This window comes from Psychroflexus aestuariivivens (genome assembly GCF_004010055.1).
Taxonomy (GTDB): domain Bacteria; phylum Bacteroidota; class Bacteroidia; order Flavobacteriales; family Flavobacteriaceae; genus Psychroflexus; species Psychroflexus aestuariivivens.
In genome coordinates, this window is the sequence record NZ_RQVT01000018.1 from 114772 (window position 1) to 139641 (window position 24870).

Below are 24870 nucleotides of genomic sequence, written 5' to 3' on the forward strand. Positions count from 1 at the left end.
TGATTAGCGATGTTCAGCTAGCCATTTTTTTAAACTCATAAAATTTTGTGGGTTGATACCGTGACCAACAGGATATTCTTCGTAATTGATATCGATATTCAATTTTTCTAAAAACGGCTTGTTTTTTCTAGCCCATTCTACAGGAATAACCTGATCTGAGGCGCCGTGTGAATTGTAGACAGAAAGATGACTAAAATCGTTTTTTTCGTAACCGGCTTCAATCATATTTTGATCAATATAACCACTTAAAGCTATGATATTTTTAAACAATTTTGGATGCGAAAGTCCCAATGCAAAACTTAAAATCGTTCCCTGACTAAACCCTAATAAAGTGATGTTTTTCTCGTCGATTGGATAAGCTTCCTTTGCTTCAGAAATGAATTTTTTAACCAAATCTCTAGATTCAATGGCTTGTTCAACATCGCTGAATTTTCCTTGTTGTGCATCAAAATTGATCGCATACCAAGCATTTCCGAAGGGTTGAATTTGATGTGGTGCTTTCAGTGAAATTACAATATATTCTTTAGGCAATTCGCTGGCGAAAGAAAACAAGTCGTTTTCATCACTGCCATAACCGTGTAACATCAATACTAGCGGTGCTTTTGTATCAAGATTAGAAGGTCTGACCAAATGTGTTAATGATAAATTTTGTGTTGTCATTTAGGTTAAATTTTTAAATATTTTTTGACTTAAATTTCCGATGATAGGAATTTCACGCTTTTTTCCACTTACAGCGGCTATAAATCCGTAGATCCATAATATGAAATAAAATAAATAAAAAGCAAAACCAACCATAATATTTTGTGTTTCACTTAAAAAATCGAAGATGCCGTTAACAACCACACCTAGAAAAATAAATACTAAATTGATGCCTAAACCCTGTCTAACATGGAAGCTTCCAAAGTCGGTTTTGTTCTCGTCGCTATTCAACAAAAGTGCTAGAATACTACCGAAAATAGTAAAGTAAGCCACAATTGCAGCAGATTTTCCTTTTCTTTCTTTTTTAATTTTCATAAAATGAATCCTTATAAATGCTTCCGTAAACTTTTCCTTTCAACTCTTCACCCAAAAACATGCTATTTTTAGATTTTGAAAAAATATGTGAGTCTTTGAAATTATAGGTTAATTCTGGATTGAATAAACTTAAATCTGCTTCCGCTCCAATTTCTATTTTTGAATTTTTTAAACCAAATTTAGATTTGGTTTTGGATAACAATTCAGCGGTCAATTCTTTATCGAAAATAGTGTTCAATACGCCAAAAGCCGATTCTAAGCCAATACTACCAAAACTAGCATTTTCAAATTCCAAGGTTTTAAATTCTTCATTCATCGGTTCGTGGTCTGCGGTAACCATATCTATAATTCCGTTTTGCACAGCTTCAACCAGCGCCAATTGGTCGGCTTCGGTGCGTAAAGGCGGTAAAACTTTATAGCGACTGTCGAACTCGCCTAAAACATTACTATTGAAAAATAAATGGTGAATTGCTACGCTGCAAGTGACATTCAACCCGTCATTTTTTGCTTTCTTTATCAATTCTACCGATTTTTGAGTTGAAATATTTGGTATATGAAGTTTTCCTCCGGTATAAGTTAGGATATTCAAATCTCTTGCTATTTGAATTTCTTCTGCTAAAGCTGGCATACCTTTTAGACCGATGTAAGTGGTAAATTCATCTTCGTTTACTTGCGCTTGTCCAGCAATATTTTGATCTAACGGGAATGAAAAAATTAAACCACCAAAACTTTGAACATATTGCAAAGCTATTTTCAAAAGATTTCCGTTCTGAATCGGTTTTTTGAAATCGTAAAATGCTATCGCGCCGCCATTGGCCATGTCAAATAATTCTGCTAAATTTTTTCCGTCAAAACCTTTAGTCATAGCACCAATCGGGTGTAAGTCTATTTCCTTAGAATTGGTTTGCTGTTTTAAAAATTTCACCCCTGAATTTCGATCTGTAATCGGGTTCAAATTCGGATTTAGAAAAATACTTGTAAAACCAGATTTTCTTGCGGTTGCAACGCCGTTTTCTAATGTTTCTCGTTCCTCAAAACCAGGTTCTCCAAAACTCACTGAACTGTCAAAAAATCCGCATGAGATGTAGAGGTTTTTTTTATCTATAATTTGGTCACCACCGTTGATTTCGTCAGCAATATTTTCTATAAAACCATCTTTGATTAAAATATCTTTGGTTTGCTTGTGATATTGACTATCACTGTCCAGAATTGTAGCTGATTTTAGAAGAATTGACATTGTCTTTATTTTAAAAATCTGAGTAATAATAATTCTATTATAAAGAATCCAAGTGCAAAAATAAGCATCCAAAACCAAAGCTCAATGATTTTATTCATTTCAGAATAAGCATCAAAAACTTCTTCAACCGAATTGTATTGGTCAAATTTAAAATTTGCGGTGTTGATAAAGTTGAATTCACTTTCGCTTCTGTCAAAATTGAAACTCAAATGCAGCAAGGTTGAATCTTTAGAAGTCAACTTGTAATTTCCTGGTTTTTTGGGATTGTATTGGGTATTGATTTCAATAGAGTTTCCGATTCTGCTTTGTTGAGGAATTATTTTTGAATTTTCTCCGGACAATTTCAAAACTTCATCGCTGCCCAAATTAGCATTTACCGTTATCGTATTTTCTTCGCCAATTGTAGCATAAAGTTGCGGAATATTTACACTTTGCTGTGCGATATTATAAAACACAGGCACGACAATAGGTGAGTTGATAAAATTGGATGCTTCAGGATTTAAGGCGCTAGCAAAAACATAGGTGTTGTTTTTCTCCGCCAAAAATGCATCATTATTACTATAGCTCAACACATTATTAAAACGATTATTTATTTTGAAATTTTGTTCAGTAGACGGATAATCAAAATTTTCTATACGTTCAGAAAATACATTTTCTAAAATTGGATGCTCAAAATTGATTGTTGTAATGTTTTGTTTGTTGAGGTTCATATCCAAATATACTGAAGATAAAGCACCAATATTTCTGAAATTTTCCAAATCATTATTTTGATTTGGAATGACCACCAAACTACCATTATTGTCGGCAAAACGTTTTAAATTACTTTTCAAAGCTGTATTAATGTTTTCAATTTCGTTTAGAATTAGAACATTTGCATTTTCTATTTCTGTAAAATTAAATTGGTCAAGTGCAACGGATTTGAAGTTGAATTGATCCTGACGAAATATTTTTTTCAGAAAATTATTCTTAGCTTCATCTTCATCGTAAATGGAAATAATATTGATGATTTGATCATCATTGATACTGAAAAACAAATCATTATCATAAGCAATGTTATCGTTTTCAATACTTATTTTTCCATTTTTAAAGCTTTGATTACCAATATCAAAATTGACTTCAGCTCTATTTTTGTCACCAAAATCTGTTCTATTTTTGGCTATAAGATTACCTTCATTGAAAATGGAAACTGTAATATCATTATTATTGTTTTGATTTTTTTTGACTAACGCAGAAATTGTTTTTGAATTCCCATCATTGGCTAAAGTCGCTGATTCTAAAAAGTAGTTGTCGTAATTTTCAGGCGTTTTTTGAATTAATTTCACTTCAAAATCAGCTTTAAAATCTTTGATGTTTTCAGCATCAAAATTCAAAAAATCTGAAATCAAAAAAAGATGTTTTTGACTTTTACTTTTACTGAAAACGCTGTTGGCTTTCAGAATAATATCTTGAAAACTGAATTTTGAAGTCGTAAAATCGATATCGAAAATCTCAGCGCGAATATCTTTTTTAGTGACATTTTGCCAGAGATTATTGTTAGTTGCCAAAGAAAATTTTTGATTATCGTCTAAATTTTCCAACAGCGATTGTTTGGATTCTTCCAACAAATTATTTCGCTTTCCAGGCAAAGCCATAGAGTAGGAGTTGTCTAAAAAAATGAAAACTTCTTGTGGTTTGGTAGCTTCAGAAGTATTTGGTAGGAAAGGCTTAGCGAAAGCTAAAATCAAAAATGCGAGTGCTAATAATCTTGCGATAAGTGTCAGCCATTTTTTAATAACCGAGCTTTTTCGCGACTGAATAATAATTTTTTCAAGTAAGGCTACATTGCTAAATTTTGTGGTTTTGAATTTGCGCAGCTGAAACAAATGCACCAAAATGGGAATAATAAGTAGAAATAAGAAATATAAGACATCTGGTTTTTCTAAAATCATTTAAATTTTACTTGATAATATTATACGATTTACTTTTGAAGACGCTCCAGAGAAAATTCGAATTTAGTGCCTTGATTTACTTCAGATTCTACTGAAATTTTGCCACCCATATTATGAATCATTTTTTTTACGGTAGATAGCCCAATTCCATTACCTCTATTGCCACGTCGGTCTTCTGATGCAACGGTAGAAAATAAATTGAAAATTTCTTTTTGTTTTTCTTTAGCAATACCGATACCATTATCTTTAATTGAAAAGTAGTAGAAATCTTCGTCAAGTCGACAATCAATATCGATTATAATTTTGTCTTTATCATTGTATTTCAAACTATTACCAATCAAATTCAGTAAAATCTGCTCTAGAGCAATACGATTGCAGAAAATTTCTAAGTTTTCATCAGGGAAATTAATTTCACAATCTTCGTTGATGTCCAACATATCGACAATATCTTCTAAAAGTTGATGCACATCAAAAGTTTCTAAAGAATTTTTGTTGTCCGTTATATTATCACTTTCGTAGTGCGTTAAAATATTGGAAATATAATCGCTTAATTGAAAGGCAGATTTCTTTAAATTATTAAGATATTCAAAACCAGATTGATCTAAGTTTTCTTTATATTTTGATTTCAAAATATCGATGGTAATAATCATATTTGCCAACGGCATTTTCATGTCATGAGAGACCACGCCTGCAAAGCTTTTCAATTGATGATTTCTCTCTTTAAGTTCTTTTTGGGTTTCTCTGAGCCACTCATTGGAAGCATGAAGTTCAAATAATTTTACAACTTGATTTCCCAAATATCGCAAGCTGTTTTTTTGCTTTTTTGATAAAGTTCTTGGCTGATGGTCTATGACACACAGGGTTCCTAAAGCAAATTTATTGTGATCTAAAAGTGGAACGCCAGCATAAAAAACAATAGGTTTGTCTCCAAAAGTAAATGGATTTTCTTTGAAACGTTCATCAGACCTTGTATCGAACACTTCTAAAATTTCATTTGGATTTTGGATAGCGTGGTTACAAAACGAATGTTCTTTATCTGTCTCACAAAAATCGATACCAACTTTAGATTTAAACCATTGGCGGTTCTCGTCTAATAAAGAAATCATAGCTACTGGCGTATCGCAAATAGAAGCTACTAATTCTGTAATTTCGTCATATTCTTTTTCTGGTAGCGTGTCTAAAATATTTACAGATCTTAGCGCTGCGAGCCTATTTTTTTCTTCAGTTGGTAGGGGTTCTGATCTCATCAAATCTTATATCTAAATCTTGTATAATGTTGCAATATACAAAAAATTAGCAGAATTTTATGAAGATCTAAAAAGTCTCGAAAGCGCCGAGTCCAAACAAAGCAAAATCATATTTAACAGGGTCTTTAGGGTCTAAAATTCTTAAATTTTCATCCAATTCTTTAACTGCTTTGGCATCGTTTTGAGTTCTTTTTAGTAAACCTAAAGATCGTGCTATTTTTCCAGAATGCACATCTAACGGGCAAGATAATATGGCTGGTGATATTTGTTTCCAGATTCCAAAGTCTACACCATTTTTATCATTTCTGATCATCCATTTTAAATACATGTTTAAGCGTTTGGCAGCTGAATTTTTTAGTGGATCGCTAACGTGTTTTTCAGTACGTTTTAGGTGTTGTAATTCAAAGAATATTTTTTTAAACTCATGTATAGCAGGTTGCAGAGATGTTTCGGTTTTGTTTTTTTCAAAAGTAGAGGCTAATCCTTCATGGTTAGTATAAATGTTTTTTAAAGATTTGATGAAATATTTCAAATCCTCTGCATTAAAGGTTCTGTGAACAAATCCATTACAGGATTTCAGGTCTTTTTCTTGGTGATTTAAAATAAAATCATGTGGGGAACGATCTAAAATCTCTATGAGCTTTTGTCCGTTTTTAAGAATACTTTTTCGATTTCCCCAGGCAATTGTTGCAATCAAAAAACCGATAATTTCGATGTCTTTTTTATCGGAAAATTGATGTGGAATTGAAATAGGGTCGGTTTCAATAAATTTAAACTGATTGTAAAGCGCAACTTTTTCGTCTAAAAATGCTTTTAATTCATCAAGTTTTAATTTAGATAAATTTGCCATCTTTCATCTCTAGTTTTCTATCGGCCATGTCTGCTAAATCCTCGTTATGAGTTACAATGACAAAGGTTTGGTCGAATTCATCTCTTAATTTAAAAAACAAATTGTGTAGTTTTTCTGCGGAGACAGAATCTAAATTTCCAGAAGGTTCGTCGGCAAAAATGACTCCCGGATTGTTGACAAGTGCACGAGCTACAGCAACACGTTGTTGTTCGCCGCCACTCAGCTGATTGGGTTTATGGTCTGCTCGGTGAGAAAGTTCTAGAAAACCCAAAAGTTCTTTGGCGCGAGCTTCTGCGGTTTTTGTTGGTGTTTTGTTGATAAAAGCAGGAATACAAATATTCTCTAAAGCTGTAAATTCTGGTAACAATTGGTGAAATTGAAAAATGAATCCAATGTTTTCATTTCGAAATTTAGCCAAACTCTTTTTTTTAAGTTCATTGACTTTAGTCCCGTTAATTTCAATTAAAGCGTCTTTATTTTTGTCGGCTTTTTCAAGAGTTCCTAATATTTGTAATAGCGTTGTTTTTCCCACACCAGATGGACCAACAATCGAAATGATTTCCTTTTTTTGAATATGCAAATCAATTTGATCCAAAACTTTTAGGTCATCGTAATGTTTACTAATATTTTTAGCCTTTATCATTGTTTAGAATTAGATTTCAAAAGTCTGAATAAAAATTGAAATATAAAAAATACTTAACGCAATCAATACTTGAAATGATATGAATAATAAATATTTGATCTAGAAAAATAAAATTGATTTGAATATGAAATATTTATTTTTCTGAACACAATGATTTAGTTGAACGAATTGATAATGAATAATTTAAAAAACGATATAATGCAGAAATTTGTAGATGCCTAAATTCAGTATGTTGATTAAGTCATTAGTTCATGATTTAACACAGATGTTTTAAATTCCCTTCAAATTAAAATTACCTACCTAATTATAAGTTAAATCAATTTTATTTGTTTAATAAAAATGTAATTTTGTTGAACAAATTTTAATTTATGTCAGATAAGAATTTATCATTAGCCACTTTTGCAAATGGATGTTTTTGGTGTACAGAAGCCGTTTTTCAGAGACTAGAAGGTGTTCACGAGGTGAAATCTGGATTTACAGGAGGAAAAATTAAAAATCCGCCTTACCGTGAAGTGGTAATGGGAAGAACTGGCCATGCAGAAGCTATACAGGTTAGTTATGATGAAAGTGTGATTAACTACAAAGATTTATTGTACGTGTTTTTTGCCACTCATGATCCCACAACTCTAAATCGTCAAGGATATGATGTGGGTGAACAATACAGAAGCGAGATTTTTTACCATGATGAAAATCAAAAAAATACGGCAGAGCTAGTGATGCAAGAATTAAATTCTGCTGAATATTTTGATGGAAAAATTGTGACTAAATTGTCTGAGGCTTCAAGATTTTATGAAGCAGAGGAAGAACATCAAAATTTTTACAACAATTTTACCGAAAACCGCTACTGTCAGGTCATAATCGAACCAAAACTTGCCACATTAAGAGAAAAATTTAGCCATAAACTCAAATCATAATAAAACAATGTCATATAAAATACTTGAAGAATATACTCAACCTTTAGTTGATAATATAAAAGACAATTACCTATCAATTTTGAAAAATGTAGGTGAAGATCCGAAAAGAGATGGAATCGTAAAAACACCTGAACGCGCTGCAAAAGCAATGCAATTCCTTACCCAAGGTTATGAAATGGATGCAGAGCAAATCTTGCTTGGTGCTATGTTCGAGGAAGATTATGAAGATATGGTGTTGATTAAAGATATCGAATTGTATTCTTTATGTGAACATCACATATTGCCTTTTTTCGGTAAAGTTCATGTCGCTTATATTCCTGATGGAAAAATTGTTGGTTTAAGTAAAATACCACGCGTTGTAGATGTATTCGCAAGACGATTGCAAGTGCAAGAACGTTTGACGCGAGATATTTTGGATGCCATAAATAAGACTTTACAACCCAAAGGTGTTGCTGTGGTTATTGAAGCGCAACACATGTGCATGATGATGCGGGGTGTTCAGAAGCAAAATTCTGCGACCACAACTTCTGGTTTTAGAGGACAATTTAAGGAAAGCGAAACAAGAAATGAATTTTTAAAATTAATTAGTTAATCTTAGAAAATTTTTCAAATCAACAAATAATAAAAAGACCGCAAATTCATTATGAATTTGCGGTCTTTTTATTATTAAAATGCTCTCTCTTTTATTTTGGACTTATTTGAAAAACTGATAATTATCATGTTTCCCTAAATTCTATTTTACTCTGTAACAAATATTGCAATTGTAGAATTGGATGATTCATAATTTAGCTTAAAATTTAAAATAAGTTTTAAGATGAAAGTAGAACAAATTTATACAGGATGTATTGCTCACGCGGCATATTATATTGAAAATAACGGTGAAGCAGCGATTTTTGACCCATTAAGAGAAGTCCAACCATACATCGATAAGGCAAAGTCAGATTCAGCGGAGATAAAGTATGTTTTTGAAACTCATTTCCATGCAGATTTTGTAAGCGGTCATTTGGATTTAGCCAAGAAAACCTCAGCGAAAATTGTGTACGGCCCAACTGCAAAACCAGAATTTGATGCAATAGTAGCTGAAGATAATCAGGAGTTCAAAATTGGAAATTACACGGTGAAAGTTTTGCATACACCGGGACACACAATGGAGTCTACGACCTATCTCTTGATTGATGAAAAAGGAATTCAACATGGTATTATTACAGGAGATACTTTGTTTATTGGAGATGTTGGCAGACCAGACTTAGCTCAACATGTTGTAAAAGATTTGACACAAGAAAAATTGGCGGGTTATCTATATGAGTCGTTAAGAGATAAAATTATTCCTCTACCGGATGAATTAATTGTGTATCCAAACCACGGTGCTGGAAGTGCATGCGGTAAGATGATGAGTAAAGAAACTACAGATACTTTAGGAAATCAAAAAGCTACAAATTACGCGCTTCAACCTGATTTATCCAAAGAAGAATTTATCACAGTCTTGTTAGACGGTCTTACACCACCTCCAGGATATTTTCCAAAAAATGTATTGATGAATATACAAGGCTATGACAGTATTGATAAAGTAATTGAACGCGGAGAAAAACCTCTAAAGCCAAATGAATTTGAAGCTATAGCGAATGAAACTAGAGCGTTAATTTTAGATACTCGAGAATCTGAAAGTTTTAAGGATGCATTTATTCCAAATAGTATAAATATTGGACTAGATAATAATTTTGCACAGTGGGTTGGAGAATTGATTCCAGATATTAAACAAAAAATACTTTTGGTTACAGATCCTGGAAAAGAAGAAGAAAGTATAATTCGCTTATCAAGAGTTGGTTATGATTATGCTGTTGGGTTTTTAGAGGGTGGAATTGAAGCTTGGAAAGCTGCTGATAAAGAAATTGATTCTATAAAACGAATAGATGTTGAAGAACTAAAAAGTATGAGAGAAAACAAGGACATCAAAATTTTTGATGTAAGAAAACCGAGTGAGTTTAACTCTCAGCATTTAGTTGGTGCAGAGAATACACCACTGAATCAAATCAACTCTCATCTATCTGAATTTCCCAAATCTAGTGAATTTATTATTCACTGTCAAGGTGGTTACAGAAGTATGATTGCGGCTTCAATTTTGAAACAACGTGGATTTGAAAATTTTAAAGACCTTAGAGGTGGTTTTGAAGAAATACTAAAAGATGAAAGCATCAAAGTCACTGACTATATTTGCCCAACGACTTTGTTATAATTTTGAAACATCTGGTTTTTGAGTCATTCTTGACTGTAAAAACCAGATGTTTATAGGTGTAAACCGCATTCAGTTTTCGGATTGTTATTCCATCTGCCGTTTCTTTCTTTGCCAGGAATGGTGCAATGTTTACAACCAATTGAATTATATCCTTTTTTCACTAAAGGATGGAAAGGAAGTTGATGTTTTTTGATAAAATTATCTCTTTCTTTTTTAGAGACATCCAGTAAAGGATAAAATTTAAGTATTTCGCCACGTTGTTCAAAAATATTTAAAGTTGACCTGTGGTCGCTTTGCCATTCCATTAAACCAGACACCCAAACGGTGTACTTATTTTTGATGATTTCAAGCGGTTTTACTTTATTTATAGAACAACAAAAGTCTGGATTTTTGAGCCAAGTCTGGTCTTTAGTCGTAAAATCATGTTCATGTTTAAGCGCACTTACCGATTTTACATTTAAGTTATATTTTTCAGAAAGTTCTTTTTTATAAGCTAAAGTTTCATCGAAATGATAGCCAGTATCTATAAAATATACCGATTGTTTGTTATTGATGTCTGAAAAAAGCTTTAGTAGAAATGCAGAAGTTGAAGCAAACGAACTTGTAAGCATAACTTCTGAAGTTTCAAAATCATCATAAAGGGATTTTATGCGATCATTAATATTAAGAGTTTTATATTTTTGATTTAGTGTTTTTATTTCGTCTTCAGAAATAATTCTTTTTTCAATAATTTCACTCATTAGACCATTTCATAATTTAACTTTGCGAATATAAGCAAGTGAATTATTTTATCTAAATCAACTTTAATAAGATTTAATGATAATTGGTGACTTGTAATTAATGTCAGGTCATTACGACAATTTTAAAAAATATAATTATGAGCTTTTTTCAAAATATTTTCAACAGGAAAACATCTAATAATGAACAAAATACAGATAAGGATGCTTTTGTCTGGCGTACCTTGGAAACTGTCGGTCAGATAGATTCAGTAAAAAAACTTTCTCAAGAAAAAGTTGTTGTAATTTTTAAACATTCTACAACTTGTGGGATAAGTAATATGGTTTGGCATCAATTTCAGACAGAAATCGACTTCGATAATTCTAAAATAGAGATGTTGTATTTGGATTTGTTGTCTAATCGTGATGTCTCTAATGAAGTTAGTCGTGTTTTCCAAGTTCTACATCAATCACCACAAATATTGGTCATCAAGAATGGAGAGGTTCTTCATCATGCTTCTCATGCTGCAATCAGAATTTCTGATATCAGGAGTTTTATTTAAGTAAAAATACCTTATTTAAGATGTATTTCTTGATTTATTTTATGATTATCTTTTTGGTAACCTGATTGCCATCGGTATTTATTTTTACAATATAAACGCCAGAATTCATTTCAACAGTATTGATTCTGATTTCTTCTTTGAAATCTGTTTGAAGAGTTTTTATTTTCTGACCGATGTTATTGAAGATTTCAATTTTTGTTTCGCTGCTGCTTAAGCTTTCGCCTTTTATATTGAAATAACCATCTGTTGATGGGTTAGGGTAGAGGCTAAAATCATTTTTACTGGATTCAAAGTCATCTACAGACACGTTGTCTTGTTCAAAAAATAATTTGAAACGATCATAATTTATAGAACCAGGAATCGAAGAATCTATATTGAAAACAATATTGTTTTCGCCTTCATTCAATTCATGGTCAATGTTTGTATATGTGTCTTTGAGATAAATATTGTAGTTTGGCATTTCTTCAACTACAACATTCATCGTATACTCGGAATCTCTATAATTGCCAATCCAAAAACTAAACATTTGTTCATCTTCTGGAAAAGGTCTTTTCTCAATGGCTAAATAATTGCCATCAGATTCAATACCAATAGTTTCGTCATCATTCCAGAACTTTAAAGCATCATCATTTCCAACAGTTTCGCTGAAAGTTGCTCCAAATTTAAATCTTACACCATCCATTAATTCATCATTGGAATTTTTGATGATATTCAAATCAATTTTAGAATTTGAATTCACGCTAAACACTTGATTGGTTAAAGTTTCGTCTGTTTTAAATTCCTCTTTAAAAGTTAACGATGGCGTTTGATTCGCTGGAATATTTTTTGAAGTTTGAACAAAAGCAGCTTGATTTGGTTGTAAAAAACGATATTTTCCTGAATTCACATTATTATTGTTATTTGGCTGTTCAGGAATAGATTGAACAGGTTCCGAGTCTAAATCTACTGTAACGTATCCGCCCCGATCACCAATATTTGGATTGTATGCGTAGTAAAAATTTTTATTAAGATATGTTGAACCGTAGTGTAAAGTTGTTTTCATATCTAATTCTGATTGATATGGGTTGCCAACTAATGAAAAACCATCTGAATTTGGGTTTAAATAATCATCAACATTCACATCACCAGAAAGTATAGTTCCCAAAGAGCGCAATCTAGTAGGGCTACCCATAGCGGAGTTATTTGACCATACATTTGTGCTTCTATCTCCTCTAATTAGGATTACGTAACCTTTTCCAGCTTCTAAGTTGTTATCAATTGTGCTAGTTATTGTTTCCCAAGTTCCGTTTTGAGAATCCCAACCAAATAAAGACGGATTTCCCGTCAATGTAGCATCAAAACCATTTTCACCATTTACACTTCCTGTGATATGCGTTCCATATCCAGGTTTTGGATTTTGGTTTAAACTAAAATCATTCACTGTATTATTCACACCTTCTTGCCAATTTTCATTAATGGAAGTTGAAGTGTTTACAGAAGTTGTCATATATCTAAACGCTCTATTATTCAATGGAATAAAGCGTTCAATCATAACATCACCAACAATGGTATTTTCGCTTTCAATTTCACTAATTATAGCTGTGGTATTGGCGTTTGACTTAAAAGTCACCAAATTATTATTTGGATTATTATAATCATAGTTTGTAACCAAATCCCCACTTTCTAAATTTAAAATATTATAAATGTCAACATTTCCAGAAACCAGATTAAGACTACTTTGATTATCAATTGTCAAGTTGTAGATTATTAGTTTATTATCGGTGGATAAATTCTGAACTTCATCGGATTTAAAAGCTAATGTTGAATTTCCAGGATTATAATAACCGTGGTTTTCAAAATCGCCATAAATATTGATTTGTGACTCATTAGACTGAGAAACACCTGCACCGTTTACAATTTCTAAATTTTTCATTTCAGCATTTTCAGAAAAATTTGGATCATTGGGCGTTACATTTATAATAACATCAATATATCTATTTGGAAAACCATTGCTCCAATTGTTGATGTTTTCAGCATCAGTAGAAACCACACCTATCCATATTGTAGGAGCATTAAATTCACATTCTCCTACACCTACGTTACCAATTAATGTCCAGTGGTTATTATTTGGTAAGTTATAAGTTAGATTTATTCCACCATTTCCACTACCTTCTAAATCACCCCAACCATTAGAATTTCCATTTATAGTTATGATAGAACATCCTGATTGTTCTCTGATTTTGGAATGCAACACAATATTGTTCAAGATTAATTCAGCATTATTAATATCTAAAATTCCTGAATTCACTTTTGTTAACCCATAAACTGTTATAAATCCATTAAAATATTGATTACCATTTACAGTCCATTTATTGGTTTCAACATTTATATTTTCGAATTGATTATCTTGATTATTTAAGTTGAAATTGTTGTCAATTATAATATTACCACCATTGAAATTACTACTACCACTAGCATTAAAATTGTTCGCTTCTATATTTACATTGTCAAAGAAATTTCCACCATTATTAATATTTAGACTATTTTGCACATTGATTTCACCTTCAAAATCATGAGAACCATTGATATCGAAATTTCCATTGGCTATAATTTGACTATTATCTGTTGTATTTAAATTAAAATTTTGATTTAAGGTCAAATTATTGAAATCTAAAACACCATTGTTGTCTATTGTACCGCTTGAAATCGTTTGGTAATTATTAGAACTTATGAAAGTACCACTATTGAATAAATACGGATTTAGATTAGCATTGAAATTCAGATTTGTATCGATTGTTCCATAATTATAGATATTGAAGTTTCTAAAAAAAGAACCAAAATTGCTATAAATTGTACCGTAGTTGTTTATAGTTGTAGAATCATCGCCATAACTTGTTACATCTAGATTGCCTGTGAGTGTCACGTTTTCACCAACGCATAGCGTGGAATTTGAACCTAATAAAATTCCTTGTGTGTATGTGAAATTACCAGTTAAACAAATCGAAGTATTACTTTGGACGGAAATTGAAGTATTAGGATTGCTAATTGTGATATCGCAATTACAGTCTGTAGAAATGTTTTGTGCTAAAACATTTGAATATAAGATTAGAAAAAAAATATTTATCAAAAAACATAAATTCCTCATGGCTAGTTATTTTTGATCTTATCAAATTTATAACTAGACTAAGAATGCAACTTTTGTTAATTGCATCAATTTCATAAATGTTGCTAATATTTATGTTAATTTGTTTAAATACAAATAGTTATGTTTTTTGGAGGCTAGAGGTCTTTAGTTGTAGGTAAATTCTAAAATAACTTTATATGAAATTTTGTCTTTTCACATATGATATTAAATAAAAAAAACCTCCAAAATGGAGGCTTTTAAAATATATAAGTTTTTATTTTCTAGTTATTGCCTAGCATAACTGGCATCACTAGCATTGTGATATCTTCTCCATCTTCCAGTCCATCTACTGGAGTCAAAATACCAGCACGATTTGGCAAACTCATTTTAATCTTTATAGTATCTGAATTCAAATTATTCAACATTTCTGTCAAAAACTTTGAATTGAATCCAATAGTGATGTCATCACCTTGATAGTCGCAAGTTAAACGCTCTTCAGCTTTGTTGGAATAGTCCAGATCTTCTGCGGAAATATTCAATTCAGCACCAGCAATTTTCAAGCGAATTTGATGTGTTGTTTTATTAGAAAAAATAGAAACACGGCGCACAGAACTCAAAAACATTGCCCGATCTATAGTCAAAGTATTAGGGTTTTCTTTTGGAATAACTGCTTCGTAATTTGGATATTTTCCTTCTACCAAACGGCAAGTCAATTCAATGTTTTCAAAACTGAATTTTGCATTGGATTCGTTATATTCAATGTTAACTTCCTCTTCGCTACCTTGTAGAACACCTTTCAATAATGTTAAAGGTTTTTTAGGCATAATAAATTCAGAAGGATTTTCAGCCTTAATGTCGTTTCTTTCGTACTTTACAAGTTTGTGCGCATCAGTTCCAACGAATATTAATCCATCTGCAGTAAATCTGAAAAAAACACCGTTCATCACAGGTCTCAAGTCATCATTTCCTGTGGCAAAAATTGTTTTGTTTATCGCTGTTGAAAGTACATCACCAATAAGAATTGTTTTGCTCGGATCTTCTATATTTACTGGCGAAGGGAAGTCTTCAGCATTAGCATAAGCTAAAGCATATTTACCTTGTTCAGAATTAATTTCGACCGTGTGGTTTTCCAAAACATGAAAGGTGAGCGGCTGCTCAGGAAAAGTTTTCAATGTATCCAAAAGCAATCTTGCAGGAATGGCAATTTCACCTTCATCTTCAGATTCAACATCCAAGTTTGCACTCATGGTAGTTTCAAGATCTGAAGCGGAAATTTTGAGAGAATTTTTGTCTAATTCAAACAAAAAATTGTCTAAAATCGGCATGGTATTGCTATTGTTGATAACACCTCCCAAAGTTTGGAGGTTTTTCAACATATATGAACTCGATATAATAAACTTCATAGTAATTATTTAAAGATGTGCAAATATATTTTTTTCTGACAAATAATTGAACATTATATGGACTAGTAATTGGATAAATTTATTCTTTCACCAACTCTTCCTTATACTTCCATTCTGAAAGACCGCCATCTAAATCATAAATCTTTTCAAAGCCTGCTTTTTTTAAAATTTCTGAACAATCTGAAGACCGTCTCCCAGTTTGGCAATACACAGCAACAGACCTAGATTTATCCAATGTTTTAATTTTTTCAGCAAAATCTTCGTCATAAATTATATTTTGTGCATTTTTCAAATGGCCTTCTCTAAATTCTTTGAGCGACCTCACATCAATTAACTGAATAGAGTCTTGGCTCATAATTTCTTTCATTTCTGAAGAACTTACTATATTTACTTTGTTTTCACTAGCTTGAGAACAGCCAATTAAAACAGCAATCACTACAATACTTAAAATATATTTCATAATGTTTACTTATTTTGTTTCAACATCTCCACGCCATTCTAAAATGCCTCCACTGAGATTGTAAGTCTTCTCAAAACCTGACTTTTCCATAATTTGACAGGCCATTTCACTACGTTTTCCTGATCTACAATATACATAGTGAGGAGTTGATTTGTCTAGCTTTTCAATTTCACTCATGAATGTTTCAGGATTCTGAATGTTTATCAACTTTGCGTCTTTTATAAAGCCTTCTTCAAATTCTTCTGGAGTTCTGACATCCAAAATAACGGCAGATTTGTCTTTTTGAAGTCCGTCAATCCATTGTTTTTGCTCTAAATTTTTCATGATTATATTTTATTAGTACAAAATTACAATTTTTAATTAAGGTAATATTCATTGTAATTTAATAAGCTTAAGTTTTTTGAATCTAAATTAAATTTATTTCTTTTTAAATATTAACAAAACATTTAAATCATATTCGAAAATCAATCCTATATTTGTACATACAAATGTTGTTTAAACATGATTATAGGAAAACAGTTGAAAATATCAAAACAAATACCTGAGTACAAAAAGGCTCTGCTGAATGTATTATATACTGGAAATTGGTTGAACGATGAAGTTGCTTCAGCTTTGAAACCTTTCGATATTTCGCCTCAACAATTCAATGTTTTACGAATTTTGAGAGGAATGAAAGGAGAGCCAGCTTCACTTCAGGTTATTCAAGATCGAATGATTTCTAAAATGAGTAATACTACCAGATTAGTGGACAAACTTCTTACAAAAGATTTTGTGACGCGGAAACAATGCGAATCTAACCGTCGTAAAGTTGATATTTGTATTACAAAATCAGGTCTTGACGCTATCGATGAAATTAGCAAAGTAGTTGATCGTGTAGAAACGAATATTACAGAGAATTTACAAGAAAATGAATTGTTAACTTTAAATAAATTATTAAATAAATTAAGAGAATAAATATGGAAAAGTATATTGAAGATTTACACTGGCGCTACGCCACAAAAAAGTTTAATCCAGAAAAAGAATTGAAAGAAGAAGATTTGAATAAGCTTTTAGAAGCAGTTCGACTATCTGCGTCTTCTTATGGGTTGCAACCTTATAAGATTTTGGTAATTAAAGATCCCGAATTGAGAGAAAAATTGAAATCTGCTGCTTTTGGTCAGCCGCAAATTACAGATTCATCTTATTTATTAGTCTTTTGTTACATCACAAAAATCGATCAAGATTATTTAGATGAATTTATTAAGAATAATGCAGAAACGAGAAACAAATCTGTTGAAGATTTCGACGGAATGAAAGAAATGATTCAAAATTCTGTGCTCACTTTTTCTCAAAACAATAAAGAAGTTTGGGCTTCTCGTCAGGCTTACATTGCTATAGGTAATTTATTATCAGCGGCAGCAAATATGAAAATCGATGCTTGTCCAATGGAAGGTTTTAATCCTTCAGAATTTGATAAAATTCTGGATTTAGAGACTAAAAATCTAAAATCTGTCGCATTGACAACTCTAGGTTATCGCAGTGAAGATGACCAGTTGCAGGACGCGAAAAAAGTAAGAAAATCAAGCAAAGAATTATTTACACATTTATAAACCTCAATATTAATATTAAAACAATAATCATGAAAACAAATGTTTTGAAAGGCGCTTTAGCCACAGTTATTTTACTTTCTTTAGTTGCATTTACAAATTCAATTGAAATGAAAAAAATTGACATCAAAAAAAGTCAAATTGAATGGGAAGGTGAGAAGCTTACAGGTTCACATAATGGAACGATTCAAATGAAAGATGGTCATTTCCTTATGGAAAATGGCGAATTAGTTGGAGGAGAATTTATTGTTGATATGACCTCTATTAAAGTGACAGATTTGGAAGGAGATAGCAAGCAAAAGTTAGAAGGACATCTTATGTCTGATGACTTCTTTGGTGTCGAAAACTACAAAACTGCGAAATTCGTTATTAACACTGTAGCAAAAAAAGGCGACGTTTACGGAATATCTGGAGATTTGACGATTAAAGGCAACACAAATCCTATTGCTTTTGATATGGAAATGGATAAAAATTCTGCATCAACAACTTTAGTAATAGATAGAACTAAATATGATGTAAGATATGGATCTGATTCATTTTTTGATAATCTAGGCGATAAAACAATTTATGATGAATTCACTTTGAACATCAATTTGAATTACTAGTTTTTTCTAAAACTACTGTAGTAAAAAAAGCTTGAAGTCATTAGGTTTCAAGCTTTTTTATTTAAAATACGAGATAAATTCACTTATTCATTGAAATAATCCCAAGTAATTTTCAAGCCATCTTGAACACTGAATTTTGGATCATAGCTCAATTTTATTTTAGCTTTATCAATTTGTGCTAAAGAATCTCTTACATCTCCAACTCTAGGCGGACCATAAATTGCTTCTATAGATTTACCAGAAGCATCTTTTAGTGAAGCCCAAAGTTCATTCAAACTAATTCTTTCTCCGTAAGCAACATTGTAAACCTCATTGACTGCTTTTTTGTCAGCAAAAGCTGCTTTTATATTTGCCTGAACTGCATTTTCAACAAAAGTAAAATCGCGAGTTTGTTCACCATCTCCATTTATAATAGGAGATTTTTCATCTTTAAGCGCTTGCATAAAAAGTGGAATTACTGCTGCGTAAGCACCTTTTGGGCTTTGTTTTGGACCAAACACATTGAAATATCGCAAACCAATGATTTCTAAATCGTAAGTTTTAGCAAAAACATCGGCATATAATTCGTTGACGTATTTTGTCACGGCGTAAGGTGAAAGTGGTCTCCCAATATTGTCTTCAATTTTTGGCAAAGTTTTGCTGTCGCCATAAGTTGAACTTGAGGCTGCATAAACGAAACGTTTGACACTGTCAGACTCTTTGTAAGCGACTAACATATTTAAAAAACCAGAAACATTCACTTCATTACTGGTTACAGGGTCGTCTATAGATCTAGGTACAGAACCTAAAGCAGCTTGATGCAAAACAATGTCAATATTTTCAACTGCTTTTTTGCAAGTTTCTAAATTTCTAATATCACCTTCAAAAAAATCAAAATTAGGGTGCGATTTAAACTCTTCAATATTGTAATAATATCCATTGGAAAGATTGTCTAAAACTCGCACTTTTTTAGCGTTATTTTTTAGCAAATATTCCACAATATTTGAACCGATGAATCCGGCTCCTCCTGTCACTAAAAAATGTTTTTTAGATAAATCTTCTGTGTGATAATTTGTGTTGTACATTATAATCTTCCGTCTATAATTTGTTTTGGTAAAAATGATTTGACATCAAAAATAACAGAATGTTCGTTTGTTAATTTTGAATAATCAAAATCTAAAAATTCTTTATGTGAAACTGCAAGAATTACTGCGTCGTAAGTGTTTTTAATATCTTCACAACGAAGTAAATCAATATTGAAAAGTGTTTTTACTTCTTTTTGATCTGCCCAAGGATCGCAAACATCAATGTCCATATTATAGGCTTTCAATTCATTTATGACATCTATGGCTTTTGTATTTCTGGTATCAGGACAATTTTCTTTAAAAGTGATTCCTAGAACTAATGCTTTTCCATTTTTCACTTTAGCCTCTTTATTCAGCATCAATTTGATGACTTCACTTGCAACATATTTACCCATGCCATCATTCATTCTGCGACCAGATAAAATAATTTCTGGGTTGTAACCGACCTCAAGCGCTTTTTGAGCCAAATAATACGGATCTACGCCGATGCAATGCCCGCCAACTAAACCAGGTGAAAATTTAATAAAATTCCACTTTGTGGCTGCAGCATCAAGTACATCATTCGTATCAATGTCCAAAAGTCTAAAAATTTTAGACAATTCATTGACAAAAGCAATATTGATATCACGCTGAGAGTTTTCAATTACTTTGGCAGCTTCAGCTACTTTTATACTTGGTGCCAAATGCGTTCCGGCCGTAATTACAGATGCGTATAGATCATCAACTATTTTGGCAACTTCTGGTGTCGAACCGGCAGTAACTTTTAGTATTTTGGTAACGGTGTGAACTTTATCGCCTGGATTGATTCTTTCTGGAGAATAACCTGCAAAAAAGTCTTTGTTGAAAGTTTTTCCAGAGTGTTGCTCAAGCACTGGCACACAAACTTCTTCTGTAACACCAGGATAAACAGTAGATTCGTAAATTACAATATCACCATCTTTCAAAACTTTAGCAATGGTTTCACTGGCTTTGATAAGCGGAGTGAGTACTGGTTGACGATTTTTGTCGGTTGGTGTTGGAACTGTCACGATGAAAATATTGGCATCCCTCATATCTTTAGATTTCGTGGTTACTTCCAATTTTTTGTCACCATTACCTTGAAGTGCTTCTTGGAGCAAATCATCAGAAACTTCTAAAGTGTGATCGGTACCACTAGCAAGTTCATCTACGCGTTCTTGATTAATATCAAAACCGATGACCGAAAATTTTTCTGCAAAAGCAACGGCAAGCGGCAAACCGACATAGCCAAGACCTATCACGGCAATTTTATGTTGTTTATCCATGTTTAGATTGTATTTTTTTTCAATAATATCAACGATTTAATCGTCTGATGTTTAGTTAATAAATTCTTTCAAAAATAGATTTTAAAATTTTATTAGCAAATATAGTTGATGAATAATGAATAGAATGTTTTCAAAAATATTTTTCAAAAAAAAAATTAACTTGTCAATCCAGGAATATCTGGCATACCGTCTTTAGCAACTGCAGAAAGTTCTGCTTCGTTGACTTCGCCAGCTTTTTTAATAGCTTTGTTTAATGTCAAAACAAGGTAATCTTCTAACTGCTCTTTATCTTCAAGAAGTTCGTCATTAATATCTATAGATTTCAATTCACGATTTGCGGTGATTGTAACTTTTAGTAATCCATCATTACTTTTTTCAGACAAAGTCACCGTGTCCAGACGTTTTTTTGTTTCTTCAACTTTGGCTTGGGTTTCTTTGATTTTATTCATCATACCCATCATATCTCCAAACATAAATTAGATTTTTAATTTTACACAAATTTATAAGTTTTATGTGAAGCAACTTCACTTTTATCTGAATTGTTTAGAAGTTTTAGGTACAAATAATAATTTCAGCTAAAGTCTTTGTTATAGAAAACATTGAGGTTTTGTTTAATGTTAAAATTTTCTAATAGAAACTTTTTTTAAGCTACTTTTAACACGACTAAATTCTAATTAAATAAATGTTATACATGACACATTTTTCAAAAATTCTTATGTTAAGTCTTATATTTGTCGCCGCTTGCAAATCAGATAAAAACACAAATTTGGACACCAAACTTATGCCTCCAAAGGCAGAACAAAAACCGGAAAAATTAGTTATTCATAATGATGAACGTATCGATAATTACTATTGGTTGAGAGAAAAAGAAAATCCTGAAGTCAAAGAATATTTGAATCAAGAAAACGAATATTACGATCAGGAAACAGCTCATACCAAAGATTTTCAAAATGATTTGTTTGAGGAAATAAAAGCCAGAATTAAGGAAGATGATTCATCTGTACCTTATAAATTGAATGGTTATTGGTACCAAGTGCGTTATGAAAAAGGTAAAGATTACCCGATTTACACCAGACGTAAAGAAACTCTGGATGCCGATGAAGAAATTATGTTCGATTGTAATGAAATGGCTAAAGATTATGCTTATTTCAATTTAAATGGAATTAATGTAAGCCCAGACAATAATTTTGTAGCTTTCGGGATTGACACTGTTAGTCGTCGGAAATATACCATTCAAATTAAAGATTTGAAAACAGGTGAAATTTTACCAACAAAAATAGAAACTACTACTGGTGGTTCTACCTGGGCGAATGATAATGAAACTTTATTTTACACCAGAAAAGACGAGCAGACTTTGCGTTCAAATCAGATTTTCAAACACAAAAAAGGAGATTCACCCGATAATGATGAGTTGATTTTTGAGGAATCTGACGAAACTTTCAATGCTTATGTTTACAAAACAAAATCTAGGCAGTTTATTGTTATAGGTTCCTCCAGCACTATGTCCGATGAATATAGAATTTTGAATGCTGATGACGCTTCAGGCGAGTTTAAACTTTTCGCAAAACGTGAACGAGGTTTAGAATATGATATCGCACATTTTGAAGATAACTTCTACATATTAACTAACAAAGATGAAGCCCAAAACTTCAAATTGATGAAAACATCGCTTTCTGAAACTGAAGTTGAAAACTGGGTGGAAGTTATTCCGCATCGCCAAAAAGTGCTTTTAGAAGGCATTGATATTTTTAAAGATTATTTGGTTACTAGTGAGCGTTATAATGGTTTGAACAGAATTCATGTCCAAAGTTGGGATGGAGAAACCGATTATTATCTGCCATTCAAAAGTGAAACTTACACTGCTGGAACTAGTACAAATGTAGATTTTGATACTCAGAAACTTCGCTACTTCTATAATTCCTTGACCACGCCTCCTTCTGTTTATGAATTCGATATGAAGAATAAGACAGAAACACTTCTGAAATCTCAAGAAGTTCAAGATCCAAATTTTGACCAAAACAATTATATCTCTGAAAGAATTTGGGCAACAGCCGAAGATGGTACTGAAATTCCTGTGTCTTTGGTCTATAAAAAAGGCATCAAAAGAAATGGAAAAAATCCACTATTGCAATATGGTTACGGCAGTTATGGAGCTACAATGGATCCTTATTTTTCAACCAGTCGATTGAGTTTGTTGGATCGTGGATTTATTTATGCCATTGCACATATTCGTGGAGGAGAATATCTTGGCAGAGATTGGTACGAGAATGGTAAAATGCTTTCAAAAAAGAATACATTTACAGATTTCATTTCAGTTTCAGAACATTTAATTGAACAAAAATATACTTCAAAGAAACATCTCTACGCCATGGGTGGTTCAGCAGGTGGTTTGTTGATGGGAGCTGTTATCAATATGGCGCCAGATTTATACAATGGTGCAGTTGCGGCAGTACCTTTTGTTGATGTTGTAACTACTATGCTAGACGATAGTATTCCCTTAACCACTGGTGAATACGATGAATGGGGCAATCCAAATAATGAAGAATACTATCATTATATTAAAGCCTATTCTCCATATGATAATGTAAAGGCACAAGATTACCCAAATTTACTTGTTACAACAGGATTTTATGATTCTCAAGTGCAGTATTGGGAACCTGCAAAATGGGTTGCCAAATTAAGGGAGAAAAAAACCAATAACAACAAACTATTATTTCATATTAATATGGACGCTGGACATGGTGGGGCTTCAGGAAGATTTGAAGCTTTAAAAGAAGTCGCAGAAGATTATGCGTTTTTGTTGGATTTGGAAGGCATCACAGAGTAATCTAAAAAAAAGTTGTAATTTAGCCCCTTGGAAAATATTTAACTAGATTAATTTTTACGTGAAAAGACGTTAGTTTTATGCATAAAGATTTGAATGTTCACGACAACTTATTATCCATGATTGGCTCCACGCCCATGGTAAGATTGAATAGAATAACTAAAGATTTTGAAGGCGATTTTTTTGCAAAATATGAGGCTCAAAATCCTGGTCATTCTTCCAAAGATAGAATTGCTCGGTATATTATTGATAAAGCTGAACAAAACGGAGATTTAAAACCTGGGGATACTATTATAGAAACCACTTCTGGAAATACAGGTTTTAGCATTGCTATGGCTTGTGTTATTAAGGGCTACAAGTGTATTTTGGCCGTGAGTTCCAAATCTTCTAAAGACAAAATTTCTTTGCTTAAAACTATGGGTGCAGAAGTTAACGTTTGCCCATCCAATGTTGCTCCAGACGATCCGCGTTCTTATTATGAAGTGGCTAAGCGAATTCATAAAGAAACACCTGGCTCCATTTATATTAATCAATATTTTAATGAACTGAATATTGATGCACATTACCTTACAACTGGTCCAGAAATTTGGGAACAAACCCAAGGGAAAATTACACATTTGGTAGCTTGTAGTGGAACTGGAGGAACCATTTCTGGTACAGCCAGATTTTTGAAAGAACAAAATCCAAATATTAAAATTCTAGGAATAGATGCCTACGGTTCGGTATTAAAAAAATACCATGAAACTGAAGAACTAGATAAAAATGAAATCTACCCTTACAAAATTGAAGGTCTTGGTAAAAATTTAATTCCTACAGCAACAGATTTCAGTATTATAGACAAATTCACCAAAGTTACAGACGAAGACAGTGCATATATGGCCAAAGATATTGCCAAAACTGAAGGCATGTTTGTCGGTTACACCAGTGGAGCAGCTATGCAAGGTGTCAAACAGTTGGCAGAAGAAGGTGAATTTGACGAAAACAGCCATGTTGTAGTAATTTTTCCAGATCACGGATCAAGATATATGAGTAAAATATATAGCGATGATTGGATGGAAAAGCAAGGTTTTACACATTACCCAAATTCAGAATCAACAGAAAAGAAATCAAAAGATTTAAAAAAAGCACATATTACAAACATCAATTAAATTGATGTTGAGCCACGCAAGGCAATTTTATACGAACTGAAACACAATG

The 24870-nt window shown here is 32.1% G+C and carries 24 protein-coding genes; 9 read left to right on the forward strand and 15 right to left on the reverse strand.

Features of this window, described 5'->3' with window-relative positions; genetic code table 11:
- Window positions 1-3: 3 nt before the first annotated feature.
- From EIG86_RS03430 to EIG86_RS03460, 7 genes are all read right to left on the reverse strand, one after another.
- Window positions 4-660: an alpha/beta hydrolase gene (locus EIG86_RS03430; RefSeq protein WP_127844744.1), complete on the reverse strand. Its 657-nt coding sequence runs from the start codon at window positions 658-660 to the stop codon at window positions 4-6.
- Window positions 661-1014, reverse strand: a complete 354-nt coding sequence (locus EIG86_RS03435) for a hypothetical protein (RefSeq protein ID WP_127844745.1) — start codon at window positions 1012-1014, stop codon at window positions 661-663.
- Window positions 1004-2251 (reverse strand): dihydroorotase, encoded by a 1248-nt coding sequence (locus tag EIG86_RS03440; RefSeq protein WP_127844746.1) that lies wholly within the window; start codon window positions 2249-2251, stop codon window positions 1004-1006. Before EIG86_RS03440 ends, EIG86_RS03435 begins: the two co-directional genes overlap by 11 nt.
- A gap of 5 nt (window positions 2252-2256) precedes the next feature.
- Window positions 2257-4179 (reverse strand): BatA domain-containing protein, encoded by a 1923-nt coding sequence (locus EIG86_RS03445; protein WP_127844747.1) that lies wholly within the window; start codon window positions 4177-4179, stop codon window positions 2257-2259.
- Between the two features lie 29 nt (window positions 4180-4208).
- Window positions 4209-5426, reverse strand: a complete 1218-nt coding sequence (locus EIG86_RS03450) for a GAF domain-containing sensor histidine kinase (RefSeq protein ID WP_127844748.1) — start codon at window positions 5424-5426, stop codon at window positions 4209-4211.
- A gap of 67 nt (window positions 5427-5493) precedes the next feature.
- Window positions 5494-6276, reverse strand: a complete 783-nt coding sequence (locus EIG86_RS03455) for a TIGR02757 family protein (RefSeq protein ID WP_127844749.1) — start codon at window positions 6274-6276, stop codon at window positions 5494-5496.
- A complete protein-coding gene (locus EIG86_RS03460) occupies window positions 6260-6919 on the reverse strand; it encodes an ABC transporter ATP-binding protein (RefSeq protein WP_127844750.1) in 660 nt (219 codons plus the stop codon). Before EIG86_RS03460 ends, EIG86_RS03455 begins: the two co-directional genes overlap by 17 nt.
- Before the next feature lie 368 nt (window positions 6920-7287).
- Between EIG86_RS03460 and msrA the strand changes: the two genes are divergently transcribed.
- The 3 genes from msrA (at window position 7288) to EIG86_RS03475 (ending at window position 10066) form a co-directional block, all read left to right on the forward strand.
- Window positions 7288-7833: a peptide-methionine (S)-S-oxide reductase MsrA gene (gene msrA, locus EIG86_RS03465; RefSeq protein ID WP_127844751.1), complete on the forward strand. Its 546-nt coding sequence runs from the start codon at window positions 7288-7290 to the stop codon at window positions 7831-7833.
- A 7-nt stretch (window positions 7834-7840) separates the two neighbouring features.
- Window positions 7841-8425 (forward strand): GTP cyclohydrolase I FolE, encoded by a 585-nt coding sequence (gene folE / locus EIG86_RS03470; protein ID WP_127844752.1) that lies wholly within the window; start codon window positions 7841-7843, stop codon window positions 8423-8425.
- Window positions 8426-8647: 222 nt separating this feature from the next.
- Window positions 8648-10066, forward strand: a complete 1419-nt coding sequence (locus EIG86_RS03475; protein ID WP_127844753.1) for an MBL fold metallo-hydrolase — start codon at window positions 8648-8650, stop codon at window positions 10064-10066.
- A gap of 50 nt (window positions 10067-10116) precedes the next feature.
- Here the strand turns inward: EIG86_RS03475 and EIG86_RS03480 are convergent, their stop codons facing one another.
- Window positions 10117-10806: a phosphoadenylyl-sulfate reductase gene (locus EIG86_RS03480; protein WP_127844754.1), complete on the reverse strand. Its 690-nt coding sequence runs from the start codon at window positions 10804-10806 to the stop codon at window positions 10117-10119.
- A 137-nt stretch (window positions 10807-10943) separates the two neighbouring features.
- Between EIG86_RS03480 and ytxJ the strand changes: the two genes are divergently transcribed.
- Window positions 10944-11345, forward strand: coding sequence for a bacillithiol system redox-active protein YtxJ (gene ytxJ, locus EIG86_RS03485; RefSeq protein ID WP_127844755.1), 402 nt, complete (start codon window positions 10944-10946; stop codon window positions 11343-11345).
- Between the two features lie 34 nt (window positions 11346-11379).
- Here the strand turns inward: ytxJ and EIG86_RS03490 are convergent, their stop codons facing one another.
- From EIG86_RS03490 to EIG86_RS03505, 4 genes are all read right to left on the reverse strand, one after another.
- Entirely contained in the window at window positions 11380-14469 is a 3090-nt protein-coding gene (locus EIG86_RS03490) for a T9SS type A sorting domain-containing protein (RefSeq protein WP_127844756.1), read from the reverse strand.
- Between the two features lie 260 nt (window positions 14470-14729).
- Entirely contained in the window at window positions 14730-15851 is a 1122-nt protein-coding gene (gene dnaN, locus EIG86_RS03495) for a DNA polymerase III subunit beta (RefSeq protein ID WP_127844757.1), read from the reverse strand.
- A 79-nt stretch (window positions 15852-15930) separates the two neighbouring features.
- Window positions 15931-16311, reverse strand: coding sequence for a rhodanese-like domain-containing protein (locus EIG86_RS03500; RefSeq protein WP_127844758.1), 381 nt, complete (start codon window positions 16309-16311; stop codon window positions 15931-15933).
- Window positions 16312-16320: 9 nt separating this feature from the next.
- The gene (locus EIG86_RS03505) at window positions 16321-16635 is read right to left on the reverse strand and encodes a rhodanese-like domain-containing protein (protein ID WP_127844759.1); all 315 of its coding nucleotides are present in this window, start codon (window positions 16633-16635) and stop codon (window positions 16321-16323) included.
- A gap of 177 nt (window positions 16636-16812) precedes the next feature.
- On the opposite strand from EIG86_RS03505, the gene EIG86_RS03510 reads away from it, so the two are divergent.
- Genes EIG86_RS03510 through EIG86_RS03520 form a run of 3 tightly spaced genes read left to right on the forward strand, consistent with a single transcriptional unit; the run spans window position 16813 to window position 18502 of the window.
- Window positions 16813-17265: a MarR family winged helix-turn-helix transcriptional regulator gene (locus EIG86_RS03510; protein ID WP_127844760.1), complete on the forward strand. Its 453-nt coding sequence runs from the start codon at window positions 16813-16815 to the stop codon at window positions 17263-17265.
- A gap of 2 nt (window positions 17266-17267) precedes the next feature.
- Window positions 17268-17900, forward strand: a complete 633-nt coding sequence (locus EIG86_RS03515; protein ID WP_127844761.1) for an NAD(P)H-dependent oxidoreductase — start codon at window positions 17268-17270, stop codon at window positions 17898-17900.
- A gap of 29 nt (window positions 17901-17929) precedes the next feature.
- Entirely contained in the window at window positions 17930-18502 is a 573-nt protein-coding gene (locus tag EIG86_RS03520) for a YceI family protein (RefSeq protein ID WP_127844762.1), read from the forward strand.
- Between the two features lie 83 nt (window positions 18503-18585).
- On the opposite strand, the gene EIG86_RS03525 is transcribed toward EIG86_RS03520, so the two are convergent.
- The 3 genes from EIG86_RS03525 to EIG86_RS03535 form a co-directional block, all read right to left on the reverse strand.
- On the reverse strand, window positions 18586-19566 hold the full coding sequence (locus tag EIG86_RS03525; RefSeq protein ID WP_127844763.1) for an SDR family oxidoreductase: 981 nt from the start codon (window positions 19564-19566) through the stop codon (window positions 18586-18588).
- Window positions 19566-20849, reverse strand: coding sequence for a nucleotide sugar dehydrogenase (locus tag EIG86_RS03530; RefSeq protein WP_127844764.1), 1284 nt, complete (start codon window positions 20847-20849; stop codon window positions 19566-19568). The genes EIG86_RS03525 and EIG86_RS03530 overlap by 1 nt, the downstream gene beginning before the upstream one ends.
- Before the next feature lie 155 nt (window positions 20850-21004).
- Entirely contained in the window at window positions 21005-21322 is a 318-nt protein-coding gene (locus EIG86_RS03535) for a YbaB/EbfC family nucleoid-associated protein (RefSeq protein ID WP_127844765.1), read from the reverse strand.
- A 242-nt stretch (window positions 21323-21564) separates the two neighbouring features.
- Between EIG86_RS03535 and EIG86_RS03540 the strand changes: the two genes are divergently transcribed.
- Window positions 21565-23676, forward strand: a complete 2112-nt coding sequence (locus EIG86_RS03540) for a S9 family peptidase (protein WP_240032171.1) — start codon at window positions 21565-21567, stop codon at window positions 23674-23676.
- Between the two features lie 77 nt (window positions 23677-23753).
- Window positions 23754-24821, forward strand: a complete 1068-nt coding sequence (locus tag EIG86_RS03545; protein ID WP_127844767.1) for a PLP-dependent cysteine synthase family protein — start codon at window positions 23754-23756, stop codon at window positions 24819-24821.
- The last annotated feature ends 49 nt before the right edge of the window (window positions 24822-24870 follow it).